Raw genomic sequence first — 21585 nt, forward strand, 5'->3', positions numbered from 1 at the left:
TCACAATCAATAAAAATTCTCCGGCCAAAAATCAGGTTGCTCAGTACTGGCTTGCTTATCACAGGCAGTGCATCTATAGGGTGCCGCTGTAATAATCCCAATCTCAGGATCATATTCAACGATGTTATAAGGATCACCCAGATTCAAATCCGGGTGGTTTAGTGCGAAATCCCAAATGTCAAATTCTTTGTAGCCTTCTGTTCCTGGAGTTCCCACAGCAAAAACGAAATTCTGATCTATAAAATCCTCTAAGGAACACATCAAAGGCCCGGTTTTTCTTACCCGAACATCCAACTCATTATTTCTAAAAAAGGCCCGCTTCTCAGCAACGCCTGATACCTCAAAGAAGCCGAGCACCGGATAACCCGGATTGTCCACATTATAAACATTACCCGTGATCTGTCCCTGTTGCTGATCAAACAGTGAAGCTGCTGATTCCTGAACCTCCTTTATTTTCCGGTAGTAATTATATGCCTCCGGACTTAGAGCATATTGTCGGACCAGCAATGAATACTTTTCGCGCAATATCTTGGTAGACACATTAACAAAATTGATGGGTGCTTCCAGAACTCCTACCTCTGGATTTGAGGTACTTGCCAGAATTAGACCGGAAGAATACCTGGTTTTGTAACAAGTGGAAATATCCTCAGATCTTACCACCGCAGAACTTGAATCGGGAGCTACTTCATATATTGTTGGATAATCTGGTATGATCTGGTATGTATCAGACCATTCATACCTAAACTGTGTTGCCTCCTGATCCTGTCCCTTTGTATCAATGAAAAATTGAAGCCCTTTCTCGGTTCCTCCACCATTTTTCTCGGGCTGTTCTGAATATTTTGAATAGATATCCGTAATCTCCGGAGACGCAAACAATGTTTGAGGATCAGAACGGAATTCTGTTCCATCAGACATGATGATGCGTAATTGATAGGTCTGATTATATTCACCCTGAAAACCGGTTGATGAAACATAGTTACCGGGAGCCTTCTCTGTATAATATTCAGCTTTCCCATTTCCATCTACTATCCAAACCTCCGCATCTTCAACTGCATGATAATAGGACGTATCCAGTGGAATCGTATAACTTAAGCGTACTTCATGAACCCCGGCCTGATCGGTCAGTACTCCTTCTACTATTAGAAACTTTTCGTAATCAATGCGATCAGGGTCGTAGGGTTCAACACAACCTGCAAGAAGCATCAAACCCAAAAGCCATATGATATAGTTGACTTGCTTCATTAGAACTTGAAATTATAAGTTACCGTAGGTATGGCACTACCAAATACAACCAGTTTATGGCCCCGCACCTCCTGTCCTTCAACATCAAAGAATATGGAATAGGCATTGTCCCTTCCCAAAACATTATAGATAGAAAATGACCACGACGTATGTACTCTTTTCAGTTTAGAGTGTCCTTCTTCCAGGTTGATTCCAATATCCATGCGCATATAATCCGGAATGCGGTAATCATTTCTGTCAGAATAGCTGATCATTTGTACATCCTTGAAAGTATAGGAGCCTACCGGAAAGGTCACCGGTCGCCCTGAGCTATAATTAAAGTTATAAGACGCGCTTAATCGTTTTGTTATTTTCCAATTCACTACCGCATTAATGACATGCGGTTTATCATAATTGGTAGGGAATGATCTTCCATCATTTACCCGCTCCTCACTGAACCGGCCATCCAGTTTTAGAAAGGTGCGCGCATAGGTATAATTTACCCAACCATTCAACTTACCACTCTTTTTGACCGATAACTCAAGTCCAAATGACTTCCCAGGCCCCTGTAATACGACGGTTTCTACATTCTCATTGAGCAGAAAATCTGAACCCACCTTAAAGTCCATCAGGTTTTGCAGCCATTTATGATAGACTTCCAGGGACACCTCGAGTTTATCACCAAATAGATTCTGATAACAGCCAAGGGACACCTGATCTGATATTTGGGGAAGAATATGATCGCTCGAAACCCTCCAGATGTCGGTTGGAGACAAGGAAGCGGAATTAGACATCGTATGTAGGTACTGGCGGTTTCGATTATAGCTGGCTTTGATAGAGGTCTTTGAGGTAATCAGGTACCTGGCTGATAGCCTTGGTTCTAATCCATGGTATAGTTTCACCCATTCGCCATTACTAAATGCCAAGGTATCTGTTCTGCTATCTGTATTTAATGGTAGGCCATCAACATAGCTGTAGGACAGTCTCGGTCCCAGGGCAGAAAATAGAGAGTACCTCAGCCCGAAATCAACAAGCAGTTTATTATTGACAGTATAGGAATCAGAAAAATACAAATTGCCTTCTATAGCTTTTTCCTGCTGCACTATCGTACTATTGATGGTAGATGCTTCCTGAAGAGGTGAAACTGTTCCAGGATTGATCGTGTAAAACTTGTTACCAAGCCCAAATGACAGGTGATGATGGTCTCCCATATAATTATCAAAACCGGCCGTAAGGTTAAGTTCCCTGATCCCAAAATCCTGGCGAAAGCTATTAGGCGCTGATTCTTTGAATGTCAATTCATACCCATAATCCGAGTGCCATACCCCAAAGCTCCCGATGAGACCTTCATGAAACTTGTGCGTCCAGTTGATGCTTCCATTGGAATTAGAGAACGAAAAGTCACTATAAGAAAAAAGGGAATCGGACTTAAGTCTGTAATTGTCTGTGCTCAGGTAACCCGTGATCTCAAGATCATCTTTTGGGCCCATATGATGATCATATCTCAACACCATGTCCTGAAAGGAAATCCTATTCTGATTAAAATTGGCGTTTTTAATATTTTTCAAAATCCAGTTGGAATAAGTTGTCCGACCGGAAATCATTAAACCTGAAGTGTTCTTCAGAACTGGTATCTCTAAGGTCAACCTTGAGGTAACAGGCGAGATCCCTCCAACCCCATGAAACTCGGTTTGACTGGCCTTCATTATGGATATGTCAAAAACAGAAGATAGCCTGCCCCCATACTTCACCGGGATGTTGCTTTTGTAGATATCAAGCCCCTCTAAAGCATCTGAATTGAAGGAAGTAAAAAAGCCCATAAAATGAGAGGCATTATAGACCGGAACCTCATTCAGCATAATCAGGTTTTGATCTGATTTTCCTCCACGAACATTATAACCAGAGGATCCTTCTCCCAGTGTTTGAACACCCGCCATCGTCGTCGCAAGCTTTAATACATCCCTTTCTCCTAATACTACGGGTACATTCCGAGTCTCAGCAATATTGATCTTGCTGACCCCCATGATGGCATTATTCACATTTTCATCCCGATCTGATTCCACCAACACCTCATCCAGTGTAATGACATGCTCATCCATCTCGATATTTAAATGACCATCGGAGTAAACCACCAAATTGCGCTGCATAGTCTTAAAGCCATTATACTGGATATAGATCATATGAGCACCAGACTCCAAAGAAATTGCATAAAACCCTGACGGGTCTGTGGTAGCAGATACGCTGAAATCCTCAGTATATATTATGGCGCCCACTATTGGCTCCCCGGTTCCTGCTTCATGAATGTAACCAGCTACCGTGGAGTTGGCCCCTGCCTTTTGATCTTTGCGGACACCTATTTCAAAAACCTTGCTTTCCAGATCATCTAACTGTTCATCCAAATCCAGGTATTCTCTGGTGAAAACCATACCGGTCTGTACACCCTGACGCTGACGTTGATTTGATGAAGCAATGGCCAGATCATCGATTACCATTACATTTTTCGACAGATAAACTTCTCCACCTTTTAGATAATGATAAATAGGCGTACCCTCAAGAAGTCCATCTAGTACTTCAGGCAAATTCGCTTCCTGATATTGAGCGGAAACAAAAACAGAATCGATATCCTCCTCCAAATAGTAAAAGTGAACATCTGCCTGATTCTCAATCTCCTGTAACACCTCCAACAATGGGCTTTCACTAAAAGATATCGTCAAAGCATAGTCCTGCCCCAACAATCGTCCCGAATACAATAAGGAACTCAATATGAGGACATAAGCAATGTTATTCATCGCCACCTCCTTCTAAAATTATTCCTTCATAATACAGAGAAAAGGCATGTAACTGATCAATTGAGCATTTCCTTAAGGAGCTATTTAATTTTTGTGCTTTAACATATGATTTTAATGTCTGCCGGTTCTGTTTATCATTTCTCCAGAACCACGAAATTCTTTTGACCTTCTGTTGATGAGCACCTTGCACGAAGTAATAATGATCGTCATCCCGGAAGGAAGCCTGATTGTCCTTATCAATACTTGATATCTTTCTCCGCTTGATTAGCAGGTCAAAGTTTTTCCCGGAGAATATGACCTGATATATCCCCGGCCTTTCAAGGTCATGAAAGTTTACAAAACGAGAAGCCGCAATCTCAAACCAATCGATCTGATCCTGATTGACCATAATGCCCTGAGAAGAATATTTAATATTAGGGTGCTGAACCACCACCTTATCATTAACCAGGTCATAAAGAATATTCAGAGAGTCAAACACTTCACCTCGATAAGACATGGATGCCTCACTCCAAAACTTGTTCATGAAGTTGGGATGTCCTTCTCCTCTGGTGAACTGAGGTTGATAATAGACCCCTAAAGTGATGGGTGTATTCGTTAATCCAATTTGCCTGTCATAATAGGATCCGACATTACTGCTTACTTCCAGTCCCTCCAGGCTATATGAAAGCTGGGTAAAGGCCTTATGTCCGGTGATTTGTAATATCAACAATATAAGGGTAATCCGGACTGAAATTGATCCAAGCCTATGTTCCAAACCCTGTAACCAGGCCAAACAAATACCAACAGTAGTTTTCATACTGACAGTTAACATTGGAAACATATTGAATACTTTGGATTTTACTTTTGAAAGAATGGTACCGATTACCTACCCAAAACCTTAACGACACTACTAAAATCACTATTAAATCTGTAACTCAACGAATGGTAATCCACTCAAATAACCTTATTACGATTTTGTCACACCTCAAATACGAATACAAATCCGCGTCAGTATACAGGTTTAGTAATTTTGATTTAGCATGAATCAATTGATGATTTGGGCTGAAACAACTCAATTATATACTCACGTATTTTCCCACTATGATGAATTTTTATTCTACACTCGATGCAAAAAGGTCCTTCATCCTTTTGCTACTTTTAGTGTCGCTCACATCTCTTTATGCTTCTGTCAATCATATTCGCGTAGAGCAATCCTCCAAGGAATTGGTTGCCCCGGATGGAGCAAACTATGAGTGGTACCTGGATGGTAAGTTGATGGTGATGGAGCGTGGCCAGAAGATAAAAGCAAATAACTCAGGCACCTATTCTGTTAAATACACTACCGAAAATGGTATCTCCAGGGAAAGTACCATTTCTGTAGTAGTAAGTGTCGAAGCCATTCGGACAATCTATGTTATCGGAGACTCCACGGTTCAGACCTACAATGGCTCCAGTTACCCAATGATGGGCTGGGGTCAGGTACTCCAATTGTTCTTTGACAATGCCCAGGCAAGCGTCTCTAACCATGCAATAGGAGGACGTAGCTCAAGAAGCTTTCATGAGGAAGGTCGATGGACCCCTGTCAGAGATGCGCTGGTAACGGGTGATTTTGTGTTTATTCAATGGGGTCATAATGACCGGGACTACAGTAAACCCGAACGTTATACCGATACTGCCCAATACAAACAATACTTAAGACTTTATGTAAACGAAACCCGCGAAAAGGGCGCTATTCCCATTCTGATTAGCCCGATGATGATGAATTCATACCCCAGAAACGTATTTACAGAAGGCACCAATGATTACCGGGGGGCCATGTTTGATGTAGCTACGGAACTGGACGTTCATTTTATAGACCTGAATATGCTTTCTTATCAGCTATTGAGTAAGGTGAGTGTAGAATATGCGAAATGGTACCTTTTCATGGGACTTGAAGTAGGCGAATATCCAAATTATCCTGATGGATGGTCAGATTTCTGGACTCACTTTCAGGAAATGGGGGCGTTGAGTATGGCCACATTAATCATTGATGGTCTGGAAGCCCTTGAAACAGCGGACAGTGACATAACTTTTCTCAAAGGAGCAGCAAAAGATCGTTATCAGGTCAACGTTTCGCTGGATAATGTAAACGCCGGCATGATTTCGCAGCCCATTAAACTACCGGAAGGGGCTCATGTCACTTTAAAAACCACCATGAATGAAGGGGGCACTTTTGTAAGATGGGAAAATGGAGCAGGAGAAACACTCACCACAGATCGCACTTATGAGTTTACCTCTGCAACAAGCGCATCAACCTACAAAGCAGTAACGATCGATTGTATGGGAATGGAAGGTGGCTCAGGCTACTTTGATGCTTGTGACATTTGTATTGATGGCATCAACAATACAACCGAATGCACAAAACTTCTCAATAACGCCTGTTCCTCCAGCGGAAAATTGGTGACCAAAACAGAATATGATAAGTCTGTCAGTTACTACCAATTCACGAGTGGCCAAACAGATACTATTGAATATACCCTTAGAGCCGGAAAAGATGCTGACTTTTCTGTGGGCTTTAAATATACCAATGCTCAAAGTGGGCAATTGGTAGATGTTTACATTGACAAAAAACTAGCTTATAGTGGAGTCTCACTGAAGGCTGCCTCAGACAATCCTATCGTTCAGAAATTTGACTTTAGTTTGTTAAAAGGAAACCACCTGGTTCAGTTCGTTTTCCCAGATCTCAAAACTGATCTCAATACTGGATTGGTTCTCATCAGCTATGATGCCGCCTTGTACGCAACCATTTGTGATATTGAAATAGCTGACCCACTGAGTAATACTCCTGAGCTTGAAGGAGTAACGTTTTATCCCAATCCTTTTAAAGATTCGGCAACCTTAAAACTTAATGCACCACAATCCTATCGGATCTTAACGTTATCGGGCACCACACTGGAAACAGGGGATTGCCTTTCAGAATGCATCATTGGTAAAGACCTAAAGCCAGGGACCTACATACTTCAGATAGACTCGAAGGACGATTCAAAAGGGATGTTGATTATTAAGAATTGACATCTATAGATATGGCTCATTTTAAAACCCCTATTTCCATACTGATCCTTACCCTCATATCGTGGGGTGCAAATGCTCAGCAATACAAGGTCCGAATGGCCTTAATTGGCAATAGTATTACCTATGGTGCCGGTTTGGATAACCCCGCAACTGAAAACTATGGTGCTCAGCTGGGAGCTCTCTTAGCTACCAGTTTCAATGACACCGTGGAAATCATGAATTATGGAGTATCTGCACATACCATGATGCGAAGTGCAGAACTTCCTATCTGGAACCGGGATGAGTTCAAAAACGCCCTGGAATATGTGCCTGATATCTGTTTGATCCTTTTGGGAACTAATGACAGTAAACCTTATCGTTGGGAGGCATGGGGAGATGAATTTCTCGGTGACTATCTGGCTATGATTGATACCTTTCAATTCAGGAACCCAAATACAAAATTCATAGTGTGCTATCCACCGCCCATTTGGGAGGGTCATCCATATGGCACCACCTTCGATAATAGCCATAACGACAGCATCGTTGTGGATCAGATTATCCCGTTAATTGATCTGGTGGCAGAACAAACAGGTGCCACTAAAATCGACCTGCATGCTCTCTTAGAAGACAGATTAGACCTTTTTCCTGATAAATTGCACCCCAATAAGGAGGGCTCAGGACTTATTGCTCAAATCATTTACGACACATTGATGACAACAGATTTGATCCATCAGATAGATGCGGGGCTAGCCTTTGTATCCGTATTTGAACAACTGGCCCCTGCTCCTGTGGGTGGGTATGCCACACTCTCCTGGAAAACCCTTTTCGCTACTTCCGCTGAATTGAATGGAAAAGCAGTTGACCCAAATGGAACTGCTGAGGTGATCGTGGAAAACAAGGTATATACGCTTACAGCTATAGGCCAGGACAATACTGCGTCTTACTCTTTATACCTGGATACTTACGAGCCGGTAAAAACGGGAATTTCCATCTCATTAGCGACTGAGGATTATAAAATGGGAGGAGCCACTTTACTAAACCTGGAATTCACTGATCAGAAGGGTATTGCGATGGCCGAAAACACCTCGAATGTCAGCTGGTCTCTGATAGATGGGGAAGGTACTTTTGGTGCTCAGAGCGACACCTCAATAAAATTTCACCCAAGTGCTACCGGACGTACAGAAGTTCAAGCCATCTGTGATGGTTTTACGACAAAAAAGGCTTTCATTGTCAATTCTTTGGAGCTGATGCTGAGTAATGAAATTTACTTGCAGGATACCAGGCTTTACCCCAACCCCGCACATAAGGTCCTGAATGTAGCAATCACCAATAGCAGAGCAACATTATTACAGGTTAAAATCTACAATTTATCGGGAGAAATGGTGCGAGCAACTGAACTGATGTCCGATAAACATCAATCTTTAATTCCAATTAATATTGCCAACCTTCCCGGTGGAATGTACCTGCTTACAATCGGAAATGGTGGCGAAACAATCAAGGCTAAATTCCTAAAGGATTAATCCTTATTTGGTATTTCATAGTACTCCGGATATCCAATAGGGTTCACTGAAATTTGATCAATTACGATTCCTGTTTGATTGATATATACCCTTAATCGTTGCTCACCGGAGCGTTCAAAATTCACCGGAAAAGCAGCCTCCTGGTAATTGCGTAATACATTAACCTTCCAGTCTGTACTTCTACCCTTTGTATTTAGTGATATGGATTCAGAGGTAGCCTTATCCGTTTCAATCCATATTTTGTGATTAAAATCATTGGAATGGGTAGGCAGACAGCGAATCCTGATCAGGTAACTACCCGGGTTTTTAACTTCAAAATTATATTCCAGATAAGGTGACTCCTGACTGAAAACTTTATGTTCGAAAGGGTATAAAGTAACACCTGACATACTATATCCTAAGCCCGCTATGGTCTTCCATACATAATTATCGAAAGACCTTGCCTCCGAATAGTCAGACCCCTGAATGAACACTGGTGTAGATTCATCACTCTTTGTCACATCAGAAGCTGATTCCGGGTATTCATCCGCAAGATGATATTCAGGCAAGTCAAACACAGGCAACTCTCTGGGTTTCATACTCATCATATGATCCCATTTTCCATCAGAAATCTCCTTATTGTATTTTTCAGTTAGGGTAACTATGCTATCAAAAGCCAATTGCACCTTCAGGTTCAACATACTTTTTTGTTGCTCATCCTTCTCAATCGCAGATTGTTGGGCATACAAAAATTTATGGTTCATAAAAGCAGCACACTTGACCGGGTATTCAACCAATTGAAAAAAGGCATCCCGATTCTCTACAAGTTTTGATTTGATACTCTCAACCCGATGAACAAGTCGCATATACGCATCAATTCTTCGCTGTATCTCGTTGTTATTGGACGTTGTAAACCCGGTCATCCGTGTTGAAGTTGTTGGCTCGGTTTGACTCCACCCCATGTATTCGGGCTTTCGCAGAAATGCCAGTCGATAATACTCATCCATTACACCTGCCACCTCCTTTCCTACCGAATTGCCAAATTCCCGGCTAGCCCAATCAACCAGGTGTTCATGAATTGTTTCTTCGCTAATACTATTAACGTCCCACGCCAGATCAAGGAAAAACTCCATATTGTATTCCGCGGGCTTAATATCACCAACATTTGCAATCCAGATCTTCTTTGCCCCATTTTGGAAAGCTCTGGTCATTTCATACCATATCAATCCCGGCTGCGTGGTAGAGAGCCATAAATAATCATGAGGACGACCCCAATAACTCAAATGATAATAAACACCACTTCCTCCTTCTCTTTTTTGCTCAGCTTGATCACTTAGCCGCCTTATGTAACCATAGTTGTCATCGCTCCACATCAGGGTTATATCTTCAGGCACCAGCAATCCGTTGTCGTACAACTCCAACACCTCCTTATAAGCAACAAAGACTTGAGGCACCTCCTTAGCTGACTTCCCCAATGTATTTGACAACATGGTGCGCTGATCTTCAATCACCTTTTCCAGCATCTGAATTTTCTCCTCCCGACTCGCCTCTCCTTCCATTCCCGAATCATGAATGCCGCGCATTCCTACTGTATAGAGATAATCACCATTTTTGGTTTGTTCAACCCGCTCCTGCCAGTACGATTTTATCCCATCTTCATTCGTGAAATAATTAAATTCTCCATACCGCTCATGGTCCCATTCATCCACATTATTTCTTAGCATTGGTTCGGCATGGGAAGTGCCTACCACTATATGGTATTTCTCGGCCATTTTGCGGTTTCCTGAAACTTTAAAAAACGCCTGAGTGGATGGGTGCATGGCTGGCCAAATGGTATTAGCTTTCAATCTTAATAGGAGCTGGAATATCTTCTCATAGGTTTTGGGCCCTATATCCCCGGTTTCCGGCTCAAATGTATGCGCTGCCCAGGGCTGAAGCCCCCAATCCTCGTCATTTAAGAAAATTCCGCGAAACTGAACAGATGGCCCCCTTTGACTATCATAGGTAAGCATATCAATGACAATGCTATCATTTTGGGTTGGAACTACATCTGCCCACCAGGACGATGGAGAAATGCCCATTTTTTCAGCTAAATCAAACACGCCATACAGTGTACCTCTGATATCGCTTCCCACAATGGCCAGATTACGCTGATCTAGGTCAACAACAAAATTCTCCCATTTACCCTGTAGTGAAGGAAGATAATTTTTTGACAAACCCTGCACCAACTTATCCTCAATGGTACCGATGTAAATATCAGAGGCCCCTTCAATAACATCATCTATCAAGACAACCGGAACCTTTCGACCAAGGATATCCTCCATATCATCGGAAAGTTCCTTTGCCGCCCACTTAACCAGGTCATCTGCATTTTGATCAACACAGATGCGGATATCCTTCGAGTCCTTAGTGATGACAAACTTTGAATCCTCAACCCCATCAGCGCATGAAACACTGATCAGGATCAGACCAATTATTCTAAAAATGTTTTTCTTGAGCATAATGACTAGACCTTCAACTCCAATATTGCCCTTTCAGCCCCGGATAGTTCCATTAACCCTCTGAACCTTCCATACAGTGGATAACCAGGGTTGTGTCCCAGGATTTCATCTTGAAGTATTGCAATACCATGATCGGGTCTGACAGGGATGGCGTAATCAACTCCTACCTGCGATCTCCTTGCTTGCTCATCGAGCAAAATGCGCAACAGTTTTATCATATCCACCCTACCCTCTAAATGACCACTTTCATAGAAAACTCTATAACCTGCAACTTCATTATTTCTAAGATGTGCAAAGTATATTTTTTCGGAAAATCTGGACGCTATTTCGCATACGTCCTCGTCTCCTACCGACAGGGATCCCGAACAGAGCGTCAATCCATTTGAATTCGATTTATTGGCTTCAAAAATCCATTCAAAATCATCCGATGTGCTGGCTATCCTGGGCAACCCCAGCAATGAAAATGGTGGATCATCGGGGTGGATGGCCATTTTCACCCCGTACTTCTCCGCATATGGTAATATGTCATCCAAAAAGCATTTGAGGTTAAGTCTCAATTGATCTTCATTGATGTCGGAATAGCGCTCCAGAAGCTGAAGGAATTGTCCGCAGAAATTATTGGGATCACTGACTGAACCATGTATAAAACTTTGCGTGGCTACGATGATATTGAAAGCAAGTTCGTTTTGTTGCTTCTTGCTCAACTTCTGAATGACCTCTTCAGCGGACAAAAGGGTTTTCTGATCATAATCCTTTTCCGCATTTGGGCGTTGAAGTATGAAGAGATCAAACGCAGCAAAAACAGCGTAATCAAATTTCATACTGGTCCCTCCGTTTGGCAGCCGATAACTAAGATCGGTTCTTGCCCAGTCCAATACAGGCATGAAATTATAGCAAATAGTATAAATGCCATTTTCCGAAAGCGCCTTTAATGAACCGATATAATTCTCAATCAAACGGTCATACTCTTTTGAATGGGTTTTGATTCCCTCCTCCACCGGCAAGCTTTCAACAACATTCCATTTTAAGCCATGTGAAGCTATTCGATTTTTTAGGTCATTGATTTCATTCGCATCCCAGGCGGCACCAGCCGGCACATGATACAACGAGGTCACCACGCCCGTTACCCCCATTTGCCTAATCCCTTGGAGCGAAACAGGGTCCTTTTCCCCGAACCATCTCCATGATTTTTCCAACCTCATTTATTTAAGAATAATGGCTATTAATATTCACGGGCTTGCATGTGTCAATAAGATTAAGGGACAATTATCTTTTCCTGGAATAACACCTCATTTTTCTGGTAAACCTTGAAAACGTAAATACCGCTGGTAAGCTTTTCCAGTGAAAGCTCTCCAACACCAGTCATGACAACCTCACTTATCAGCTTGTTCCCGTTTAAAGAAAATAATTCAACTTTGACCGTTCCTATTTGATTGTCAATATTCAGAACAAGCTCACCAGCATTTACCGGATTCGGATAAACCCGAAGTCCCTCATTGCCTATTGATAATATCGTTTTTGGTTCTATTTGAAACAAATGCGCAGCACTCGATGAGGTACGACTGATGGTCGATATTCTTACACCTTCAAACGTACTTTTACCTGATACCGCGAGATTAGCATTAAGATTTCCTTTGGCAATCAAACGATAAAACTCCCCGTCAGGCTCAATTCTCCATTCGGTTCCTGTCGCTCCCATAACCGTAACCGACCCTGAGCTCACGAGGTAAGTTCCCAAATCCACATTCTTTATGTAATAATGGCCCTCACTGGCTGCCTCCAACATCCATACCTGATTTTTTGAGCCCGTGCAAGGGTGTTGTTCTACATAATTGTCCGGGGTCATACACATATCAGAGTGAACCAGCCTAAACTGATAAGTCAGCGCTTCATCAAATCCAGTAGAACAGGCGTTGATACCAGTTTGACCAGCAGCACAATCCCCGCACCCATCAATAAATGCACCTCCTTCATAAACACCGCTACAATCAAGCTTGGAAAAATCATTATCCATTCTCGCCTCGAACGAATAATTCTGATCGCCAACTTTCAAATAATATGGAAGATCATAACTCACACGATTATTCTCACCATCATGCCAACCCACCCACACAAGGGCCTGATCATCGTAAAAGGCATTTAACGTAAAGGTCAGGCCCGAAGGGATTTGCTCAGTTTGGGTAACTAATACATCCTCCGGGTAATTGGTAGTCACATTGATGGAATAAGTAGGTCTAAGATGTGGAAGCAAGTTCGCAATGGTTGGATCATCACTATTAAGCTTCATCCCTTCGATAGCCAATTCGGCACATTTAATCGCTCCCATCTCCTGAATATGGATAATATCGTCTTTGACGTACCAAAATTGAGTAGCGTAATCCTGTCCCACCTCGTGCATGGCTATTTTGCCCAGGCTGTCGACATCTAAAATCGGCACATCGATTTCCTTTGCCAAATCCCTTGCTGCCTGAGCATAAGCTCCATATCCGTCTACGTTGGTGGTTCCTGACCATTCATTCCTTCTGATGGTGGAAACCAGGATAGGATAAGCACCTTTCGCTATGGATTCATCAACGTACCTCTTGAGATTATATTTATAAGAACCCACCTGAGAAGTAGGTGCTGTAGGGTCAGAATATCTTGCTGGATCAGACTTATAGCGATCATTGATCCCAAACTGTATTAACACAAAATCATTGGGTTGCAACTGACTGACAATGGCAGGCCATAATTCTGCTATTTCATAAAAGCTCTTTGAGCTGGTCCCTCCTGCTCCCTTGTTGATCACTTCAACATGAGTAGTATCAAAAAAGGCCTGAAATACCTGACCCCATCCCATTCTCGGATACCAACCAGCGGTGTAGGTCTGCATGGTGGAATCACCGATGGTCCAAATCCTGTAAACCGTACCGTCAGCATCCACATTAACTGTGATTTCTGAAATACGCTGCTCCCCATCCATCATTAGGGTCTTAACAACATAATTACCACTTTCACAGATCTCCAATTCCGGACCGATATCATCAATTCTGACACCATTTAAATACCATTCGTAGGAAATCCCCTCCGGGGCTATGAGTGTGCTGGTCTCCTGATCGATCGCAATATTTTCAGAAGAACAAGCTACTCCTGCATCGCTAAAAAAAACGATCAATGTCACGAGGTGAAAAACAAGGAGATACTTTTTCATATCATATAATTTATTGAGCAAAGTAGATGCTTGAAAGTCTGACACCTGTAAGTTCATGATATCAATTGTTGTCTATTAAATTAAGGCAAACAACAAAGCCTTCACCAAAAGAAGGCTTTGTTACCCGCAGGTCATTCTATTTACATCCTTGAATAGAATTATGAAATAAGTTCAATTCACTATCCAGCAGATGCATCAATACCCTGGATTTTGATAAGCATCAATAGCGTTCCCATCCAATGGCGCTCCAATCTCATCAGTTAAAAGGTTCAGATAGCGAATTGGCCAGGCCTTAAACGTATGACGCTTGTCAAATAAACCTCTTCCGGTACCTGTTGCTCCAACAATACCTCCCTGGTCCACAGGATCTACCGGGAATGGGTAATCAACGGTTCCCGTGGAGCTGCTTGGTGCTCCATAATAATCACGGTAATACACACGATCATACAAAATACCCGCGTTGTGAAGATCCTCGGTAATCATCTGCTCGAAAATGAATTCTCGCGCTTTTTCATTGTAGATGAAATGAATAAACCTGTCCATTTCTGTTGTAGCTGTTGGAGGATAATTCTCCAGTTGAGCCTTAGCTCCGGTACCCCACTCCTCTCCGGTGATCTCAATCTCAGTATATGAATCTGCACCAACCGCATAAGGAGCTACAGTTTCTCCAGCCGGAATATTCCATCTTCCAGTTAAAACACCAGGCTCAATTGTCGCCAAAATTTCAGAACGATTTTCACCTGGGTGATAGGCTGCACGACTACGTATAACATTCAAATCCGGAATAGCGGCAGTCGGCCCATCTCTTCTACCCAGGGCTTCTGCCCTTATCAGGTAAGTCTCTGCCAATCTGATCAATGGTATATCAATAGAACCAGGACCACGGTCATTCACACCCAGACCTCTGTTTTTATCCCACCATTTAGAAGGGCTCAAGTAAGCCAGTGAAGAAGAAGGCTCGGCATCACAACCATATCTGCTAATGTTTCCTCCGCCGGCAGGGACAACTCGATACCTTACCTCCCTGTTACTTACATCGGTTACAACAGGGTTGTCCGGATCAATGGTTATTCCAGCCTTCAGGCCTGTAATATTCCCTCCTCCATCTCTATCAAAATAGCCTGCGCCATTAGGACTGCCGGCAATCCACCTTGCCAGTAGTAAGTACGGCTGACTAGCCACCCAAAGTGAATCTAATGGCTCGTCTTTTGAGTTTTCTATAAATACCAGGGTACGTTCTTCCAGTTCAATTTTGGTAGCACCATCAATAACATCATTGCCCTCATATCTATCCGGGTACTTGCTTTTGAGGTTATTGTTATAGTACCAGGCCGTTCCGTCTGTCCAGTTCAGGTTTCCAATATCCGTATTTGCAGCGTACTCATGAATAAAGGTCTTGGCCCATCTGGAATCATTGGCTCTGTCGGTATACATATCATATGCCCAATCATTAGGACCTACAGCCCTGAAAGGTCTTGGATACGTCATATCATTCCGAGAAACACCACAAGTAAGCACTGTGTAGTCCTGATCATACATATGAATCAACTGAGATCCTCCATAACGACCATTAAACTGACCGGTGCCCTCGTATTGTGTTGATAGTATTATTTCACTAACCAAATCCCTCGTATGATCCTTCAACAAATTAGACGGATCATTAGGGTCAACCTGCCATAGGTCACCAAAATTTGGAGCTAATCCACCGAAAGCAGTTTCTCCTTGCTTTTGATCGATAACCATTGTGGAGTAGAAAATAGACGAATCCAGGTCAGTAGATACATTCCCTTTATAAAGCATATCAAGGTGAGTCTCTGCCCCTTCCCAATTAGCTGCCTGAGCACGATTCAGGTATATCTTGGCCAATAAATGAGCAGCGGCAGGTTTTGAAACTCTTCCAAGCTGTGCCGCTTCCTCAGGAAGAATATCTACCGCCTGTCGAAGGTCCGAAATCATCACCTTGTATACATCCTCTATAGGAGATTTGGGGAAGTAAAAAATCGTAGAATAACCTTTGGGAGTATTTAGGATCAAAGGCACATCTCCCAAAACATTCGTTAAAAGGTAGTAGGCATAAGCGCGAATGAATAGCATTTCACCTTTAGCTTCGGCCATTACATCCTGAAGTTCCGCACTACCATTCGCATAATTTTCAAGGAAAATATTACACCTGGTAATGACTGGGTACATTCCCTCCGAAACACCACCCGATGTGGTTCCAAGCAAGGAGTTGATCTGGTCGGTTATGACCTGAGCACCTTCTGCCGCCGGACCCCATGAGTCAGGTTGATAGAGTGAACTTGAAATCCTGCCCTGATTATCATTATTCAAAAACACCTCCACATCATTGGAAGCACCAAACAGGAAGTTACCCGGGTTATAATCGGGCTTAAATCTGAATACCTGATAAGTACCATTTACCAATCCATTTAATCCATCTATGGTCGTATAGAAATCATTGTTCAGGACTGTAACGGGGGTTTCCTTAAGTACATCATCCTTACAGCCAAGGAATAGACCCGCGATTAATATTATTATTGATAGCTTTTTCATTTTTAATTCCTTTAGTTGTTCGCTTCTATAGACTTAACCTTACACCTACCACGTAGCTCTGTTGAAGCACCTTGTTATTATTGAGACCGCCAACAGGATCACCAACTGAGTTAGTAGATGCCCAACCATTAGGGTCATCAGGATTGATACCTGCCTTCACCACATCTCCACCGAAAAGGAAGGGATTGATGACCTGAGCGTACACTTCAAGTTTTTTCGTATGAATCCTATTCAGCAGACTTTTCGGAACATCATATTTCAGAGATATATTTCTTACTGCCACAAAAGAACCGTCGTTTATTCTGGATCCTCTGGCTACGTCCTGATTGGTTGTTTGGATAGTTGGCTCCGGAAATTTGCCTCCCGGGTTATCCTCAGACCAGAACTCTGATGGTTTTGCATGTCTGGCATAAGAAAGGTATCCACTTGAAGTAATGCCTCCAGGTTCCAGAGAAGCAAGATAATCCTGACCTATACGGGCATATATGAAAGCCGTCAATGTCCAATTTTTATAACTTAAGGTATTAGTCATACCTCCGGTCCAATCCGGTACACGATTGCCCGTGATAAAAAGGTCCTGATCATCCAGAATATAATCACCTGCATCCGGGATATTGTCGCCATCCGTATCCACGGTGATCGCATCGACCGGCTTCCATTGACCCGGACGGAAAACAATTCCACTTCCCTCTTTCCACTTGTCAATCTCAGCAAGATCCTCAGGAGTATTTTGCCACAGACCATCTGTCTTATAGGTACGGAACACTGAGACTGGCTTACCGATGAACCAGTTATTACCTGGTAAATCAAACTTACCATTAAGAAGCTTAGAGATCTTCTCCTGGTTAGTCGCCCAGTTCACAGATGTTTTCCATGTGAAGTTTCTGGTATCAATATTGACAGCATTAAGCGTAATTTCCACACCCTGATTCTTCAATTCCCCAACATTGGCTGCTACAGTGGTCAACCCTACTACAGGAGGTAATGGCCTTGACATCAACAAGTCATAAACTCTGGAACGATAATACTCCGCAGATCCTGTAATTCTATCCTGTAGGACACCGAAATCCACACCAAAGTTAAATTGCTCAACTTTTTCCCATGTTAATGAAGGGTTTGACTGGCTCACCGGAACGAAACCTGTCGCCACTGATGTTCCAAACACATAACTATATCTTACAAGTGGCCCGGTAGACTCGTATGGTCCCAACGAACCCTGGTTCCCCGTAATTCCATATCCGGCTCTTAACTTCATCTGGCTGATTACCGGAATAGTCTTTAGAAATCCTTCTTCATGCATTTTCCAGGCTAAAGCAAAAGAAGGGAATGTCGCATCCTTATTTCCATCTGCCAATACGGAAGCACCATCTACCCTCACGGATGCTGTAAGTAAGTATTTATCCATCAATGAATAATTCAATCTCGCCATGTAGGATCGAATAACACGCTCACTGAAACCAGTTCCAGCCGGAGTTGATCCTGTTAAATTGGAGGCCAGGTCATACCATTTTGGGGTATCGTTAATCAACCCTGTAGCAGAAGCTCCGATCGACTCAAAGCGACTATACTGATAAGAGTGTAGGAAGGTCGCTCCAATGGTATGGATACCGAATGTCTTATCTACATAAAGCAAATTATCAAAAAGCAATTGATGCCCTGTGCTCGTGTAGTAATCAGCCCAACCGGATGCCGGGTCGCCAGTCCTTCTAACTGTGGATTCCTTTCCCTGCCATTGTCCTCTGCGAAAATTCTTCATTCCGGCACTGACGTTGGCCCTATACTTTAGCCATGGAGTGAATTGCACCTCTCCAAACATGGTGCCCTGAAAGTAATTTCTAATTCTTTGATCCTCCGTATTGTCTATGTCGATCAAAGGATTCCAAAGGGGTGCTCCTTCATTATTACCCGGAAAAACTATCAGCTCCCCAAGTGTATCATAGGGCTGCGCCATCGGATACATTGTGGTTGCCAGACCAAACAAATCTCTTGCACCGGTAGCACTTCCAACCCGGTATACCGAGCCATACTGCTGGCTAGAGTATGTGGTTGACAGAGATCCTCCAAATTTCAAGAAATCAGCAGGAGAAACATCGCCATTAATTCTTAAAGAATATCTTTCATATCCCTGATTGATTTGTGGTGCTTTGTTATCTAAATAGCCCAAAGAGAAATATACGTTCGACTTCTCAGTACTGGAAGAAACAGAAATGTTGGTGTTTTGGGTTAGCCCTGTTCTTGTCAGCAGATCAAACCAATCGTACTCGCCTACTTTTTTGGAATTATAAAGTGGAACGAAAGCAGGCCAACCCTTATCACGTTCAGCCTGGGTGGTTTCCCTCGTTTTAACAGAAGTGTAAGTTCCTGGATCATACCATTCGTACCCTTCTCTAATCGATTGGATCATGTAGTAATCATTCTTGCCAAACACCCTGATGTCTTCAGCCGGGTGTGGGTAGTCATATTGATAAACTGCTGAACTGGGATGATTTTGGAAGGCCAACCTGTTTCGATCAAGCAATTCCCCGGAAGATGCCCAATCGGTTACCGAACTCAAAATATCAAAACTAAATGAGCTGTTTAGGTTCACATTGACACCTCCATTTTTTCCCTTCTTTGTAGTAATCAGCACTACACCATTAGAACCCTGGGCACCGTAAATAGCAGTTGCGGAAGCATCTTTCAAAATATCTATAGACTCAATATCCTGGGGATTGATATCATTTAAGTCTCCCATTAGAATCACTCCATCTACAACATAAAGAACTGGCTGAGATCTATTAAGTGATTTATTTCCCCTTATTTGTACTGATGCTACTTCCCCAGGTCTGCGATTCGAAACCACATCCACACCGGCTGCTTTACCCTGCAAGGCTTCCACCGCATTAGGTACAGGTCGCTCTTGAATCACCTCAGACGAAACACTTGAAAGTGCTCCCGTTACATCACTTTTCTTCTGAACACCATAACCTACAACAACGACCTCCTCAAGGCTCTGGATGTCACTATCAAGCGAAATATCCAATATCGTTTTGGCTCCAACTACCACTTGCTTATTCATATAGCCTACGAATGAAATCTCCAGTGTAGCATTCTCACCCACAGTTAGCCGGTAATTGCCATCAAAATCAGTAACGACCCCATTCGTCGTGCCCTTTTCCAGCACCGTGGCACCAGGCAAGGTCTCCCCGGTTTCCGAATCGGTCACGACCCCTGTGACCGTCGACTGTTGTCCCAGCGCAATCGTTGCCATCACCATGAACAATGTTGCGAGACAAGTTTTCAGATTTGTCAATACTCTCATTTTATCAGTTAAGTTGTTAAGAAATGATCTGGATCCTGAACCCAAACTTTTCATCGTTTGAATCCAAAATCATGGCATCAGATTAATCAGTTGTTTAGTTTCATCTAATCAAATTCAATCTTTGATTATTGCACAATACAATGATAGAGCAAACCCAGGTGCGGGAATTTCATCAGATTCGTTGAAAAAGGGTGTCATTCTCGTATTTGGCTTCTAAACGGAAGAATAAATCGAATAATTCATAAAATTTGGGTCGAAAACACCATAAGATTGTGATGTACTGATCAACTAGTCGTTTCTGCAAGGACTTCTGTTTTCTTGAAATAGATCATTAGAAAGCTTGCTGGATATTAACGCTCAGGTCAGCATTTTAAAGTAGCTAGCTGAACTGGCTTTGGGAAATTTTGAGATAGTCGATTATAGCCAATGAATGAGTTTAACTTTTACATTATCCAGGGAATCCAGCACATTACTGACCCTGCAGGCATTGATCATATGCTTTTCGTAATTACCCTTTGCGCGGTCTACGAGTTAAAAGAATGGAAACAAACGCTCATTCTGGTTACGGCTTTTACCATTGGGCACTCCTTAACTCTGGCACTTGCTGTTCTTGACATTGTGAGTATCAATCAGGATTTGGTTGAAACCTTGATTCCCATTACAATACTGCTAACCAGTATCCATAACGTTTATCAAAAGCGAGCTCTTAGGAGCAGGATATCCTGGAATTATGTTCTGGCCCTAGCTTTCGGATTAATACATGGCCTGGGGTTTTCTAACTACCTACGTGCCATGATGATGGGTATATCTGATAGTGGGATCATACAACCCTTACTGGCATTCAATTTAGGAGTTGAATTTGGACAAGGCATTATTGTTGCATGCTTCATGCTTATATTATTTGTCGCAACAAAGCTCATTACTGTTGCGCATCGTGAATGGAACCTATACATCAGCGGTGCAGGCGGCGGTGTAGCATTAACCATGATTATTGATAGTATATGGCTATGATTCGCTTACTCTTCGCTGTGTCGCTAATGAGCTTCACGAGCATCATTCATCCTTTAAAAATGACGACTTCGAAAATCGTCATTGATCAATCCAGTAAGGAGGTGGAAGTAGTGACCAATTTCTTTTTTGACGATTTTCAAATGCACCTTATGAACCTTTACCAAACGGACATTAGCCCTTTGAAAAAGGATGAGAAAGAGGTTATTCAGGATTATATCCAAAACAATTTTATCATCTCATTTAATACGGATGGGATTATCAACTTGAATCTATCCTCAGCTAAATTCATTGAAAAAAACGTTCTGCAGGTCCATATGAAGGGCCAGATAATTTCAACCAGACAATTAGAAAAGATAGACCTGACCAACACACTACTTCTTGATGCGTTTCCACAAGAACAGGAAAACATTGTTCATATTAAACTCAAAGGTTCCGAGCATACCAAAATCCTACATTTTTCTATCCAGGAGAGCATGCAAAGTATTGATTTTAAGTGATAGGCTCCACCCCA

12 protein-coding genes are annotated in these 21585 nt (G+C 42.5%); 4 read left to right on the forward strand and 8 right to left on the reverse strand.

Annotated features, from left to right (window positions below; all coding sequences use genetic code 11):
- Nucleotides 1-6: 6 nt before the first annotated feature.
- Genes NXR94_RS08595 through NXR94_RS08605 form a run of 3 tightly spaced genes read right to left on the reverse strand, consistent with a single transcriptional unit; the run spans nucleotide 7 to nucleotide 4806 of the window.
- The gene (locus NXR94_RS08595; protein WP_258104210.1) at nucleotides 7-1242 is read right to left on the reverse strand and encodes a DUF4249 domain-containing protein; all 1236 of its coding nucleotides are present in this window, start codon (nucleotides 1240-1242) and stop codon (nucleotides 7-9) included.
- Nucleotides 1242-4010, reverse strand: a complete 2769-nt coding sequence (locus NXR94_RS08600; RefSeq protein WP_258104211.1) for a TonB-dependent receptor — start codon at nucleotides 4008-4010, stop codon at nucleotides 1242-1244. The genes NXR94_RS08595 and NXR94_RS08600 overlap by 1 nt, the downstream gene beginning before the upstream one ends.
- Entirely contained in the window at nucleotides 4003-4806 is an 804-nt protein-coding gene (locus tag NXR94_RS08605) for a hypothetical protein (RefSeq protein WP_258104212.1), read from the reverse strand. Before NXR94_RS08605 ends, NXR94_RS08600 begins: the two co-directional genes overlap by 8 nt.
- 284 nt (nucleotides 4807-5090) lie before the next feature.
- Between NXR94_RS08605 and NXR94_RS08610 the strand changes: the two genes are divergently transcribed.
- Together NXR94_RS08610 and NXR94_RS08615 are read left to right on the forward strand one after the other, a co-directional pair.
- Complete coding sequence (locus NXR94_RS08610) at nucleotides 5091-7040, forward strand: GDSL-type esterase/lipase family protein (RefSeq protein ID WP_258104213.1); 1950 nt, start codon at nucleotides 5091-5093, stop codon at nucleotides 7038-7040.
- A gap of 11 nt (nucleotides 7041-7051) precedes the next feature.
- Nucleotides 7052-8539, forward strand: a complete 1488-nt coding sequence (locus NXR94_RS08615; protein ID WP_258104214.1) for a GDSL-type esterase/lipase family protein — start codon at nucleotides 7052-7054, stop codon at nucleotides 8537-8539.
- Here NXR94_RS08615 and NXR94_RS08620 read toward each other — a convergent pair.
- The 5 genes from NXR94_RS08620 to NXR94_RS08640 all read right to left on the reverse strand — a co-directional run bounded on the left by NXR94_RS08620 (nucleotide 8536) and on the right by NXR94_RS08640 (nucleotide 20063).
- On the reverse strand, nucleotides 8536-11019 hold the full coding sequence (locus NXR94_RS08620) for a glycosyl hydrolase 115 family protein (protein WP_258104215.1): 2484 nt from the start codon (nucleotides 11017-11019) through the stop codon (nucleotides 8536-8538). The genes NXR94_RS08615 and NXR94_RS08620 overlap by 4 nt on opposite strands.
- A gap of 5 nt (nucleotides 11020-11024) precedes the next feature.
- Nucleotides 11025-12221, reverse strand: coding sequence for a mannonate dehydratase (gene uxuA, locus NXR94_RS08625; RefSeq protein WP_258104216.1), 1197 nt, complete (start codon nucleotides 12219-12221; stop codon nucleotides 11025-11027).
- 53 nt (nucleotides 12222-12274) lie between these two features.
- Nucleotides 12275-14209, reverse strand: coding sequence for a GDSL-type esterase/lipase family protein (locus NXR94_RS08630; RefSeq protein ID WP_258104217.1), 1935 nt, complete (start codon nucleotides 14207-14209; stop codon nucleotides 12275-12277).
- A 195-nt stretch (nucleotides 14210-14404) separates the two neighbouring features.
- Nucleotides 14405-16762 (reverse strand): RagB/SusD family nutrient uptake outer membrane protein, encoded by a 2358-nt coding sequence (locus tag NXR94_RS08635; protein ID WP_258104218.1) that lies wholly within the window; start codon nucleotides 16760-16762, stop codon nucleotides 14405-14407.
- Nucleotides 16763-16787: 25 nt separating this feature from the next.
- Nucleotides 16788-20063, reverse strand: a complete 3276-nt coding sequence (locus tag NXR94_RS08640) for a SusC/RagA family TonB-linked outer membrane protein (RefSeq protein ID WP_258104219.1) — start codon at nucleotides 20061-20063, stop codon at nucleotides 16788-16790.
- Between the two features lie 426 nt (nucleotides 20064-20489).
- Here NXR94_RS08640 and NXR94_RS08645 point away from each other — a divergent pair, with 426 nt between their 5' ends.
- Together NXR94_RS08645 and NXR94_RS08650 are read left to right on the forward strand one after the other, a co-directional pair.
- Nucleotides 20490-21074, forward strand: a complete 585-nt coding sequence (locus NXR94_RS08645; protein ID WP_258104220.1) for a HupE/UreJ family protein — start codon at nucleotides 20490-20492, stop codon at nucleotides 21072-21074.
- The gene (locus tag NXR94_RS08650) at nucleotides 21071-21571 is read left to right on the forward strand and encodes a DUF6702 family protein (RefSeq protein ID WP_258104221.1); all 501 of its coding nucleotides are present in this window, start codon (nucleotides 21071-21073) and stop codon (nucleotides 21569-21571) included. Before NXR94_RS08645 ends, NXR94_RS08650 begins: the two co-directional genes overlap by 4 nt.
- The last annotated feature ends 14 nt before the right edge of the window (nucleotides 21572-21585 follow it).

It is taken from the genome of Marinoscillum sp. MHG1-6, from assembly GCF_024714475.1.
In the GTDB taxonomy this organism is placed as follows: Bacteria; Bacteroidota; Bacteroidia; order Cytophagales; family Cyclobacteriaceae; genus JAMZMI01.

What these genes read in the sequence shown, in the direction of transcription:
- NXR94_RS08650 (WP_258104221.1), top strand. Translation starts at nt 21,071, where the DNA reads ATGATTCGCTTACTCTTCGCTGTGTCGCTAATGAGCTTCACGAGCATC.
- NXR94_RS08595 (WP_258104210.1), bottom strand. Translation starts at nt 1,242, where the DNA reads ATGAAGCAAGTCAACTATATCATATGGCTTTTGGGTTTGATGCTTCTT.
- NXR94_RS08640 (WP_258104219.1), bottom strand. Translation starts at nt 20,063, where the DNA reads ATGAGAGTATTGACAAATCTGAAAACTTGTCTCGCAACATTGTTCATG.
- uxuA (WP_258104216.1), bottom strand. Translation starts at nt 12,221, where the DNA reads ATGAGGTTGGAAAAATCATGGAGATGGTTCGGGGAAAAGGACCCTGTT.
- NXR94_RS08630 (WP_258104217.1), bottom strand. Translation starts at nt 14,209, where the DNA reads ATGAAAAAGTATCTCCTTGTTTTTCACCTCGTGACATTGATCGTTTTT.
- NXR94_RS08645 (WP_258104220.1), top strand. Translation starts at nt 20,490, where the DNA reads ATGAATGAGTTTAACTTTTACATTATCCAGGGAATCCAGCACATTACT.
- NXR94_RS08620 (WP_258104215.1), bottom strand. Translation starts at nt 11,019, where the DNA reads ATGCTCAAGAAAAACATTTTTAGAATAATTGGTCTGATCCTGATCAGT.
- NXR94_RS08610 (WP_258104213.1), top strand. Translation starts at nt 5,091, where the DNA reads ATGATGAATTTTTATTCTACACTCGATGCAAAAAGGTCCTTCATCCTT.
- NXR94_RS08635 (WP_258104218.1), bottom strand. Translation starts at nt 16,762, where the DNA reads ATGAAAAAGCTATCAATAATAATATTAATCGCGGGTCTATTCCTTGGC.
- NXR94_RS08615 (WP_258104214.1), top strand. Translation starts at nt 7,052, where the DNA reads ATGGCTCATTTTAAAACCCCTATTTCCATACTGATCCTTACCCTCATA.
- NXR94_RS08600 (WP_258104211.1), bottom strand. Translation starts at nt 4,010, where the DNA reads ATGAATAACATTGCTTATGTCCTCATATTGAGTTCCTTATTGTATTCG.
- NXR94_RS08605 (WP_258104212.1), bottom strand. Translation starts at nt 4,806, where the DNA reads ATGAAAACTACTGTTGGTATTTGTTTGGCCTGGTTACAGGGTTTGGAA.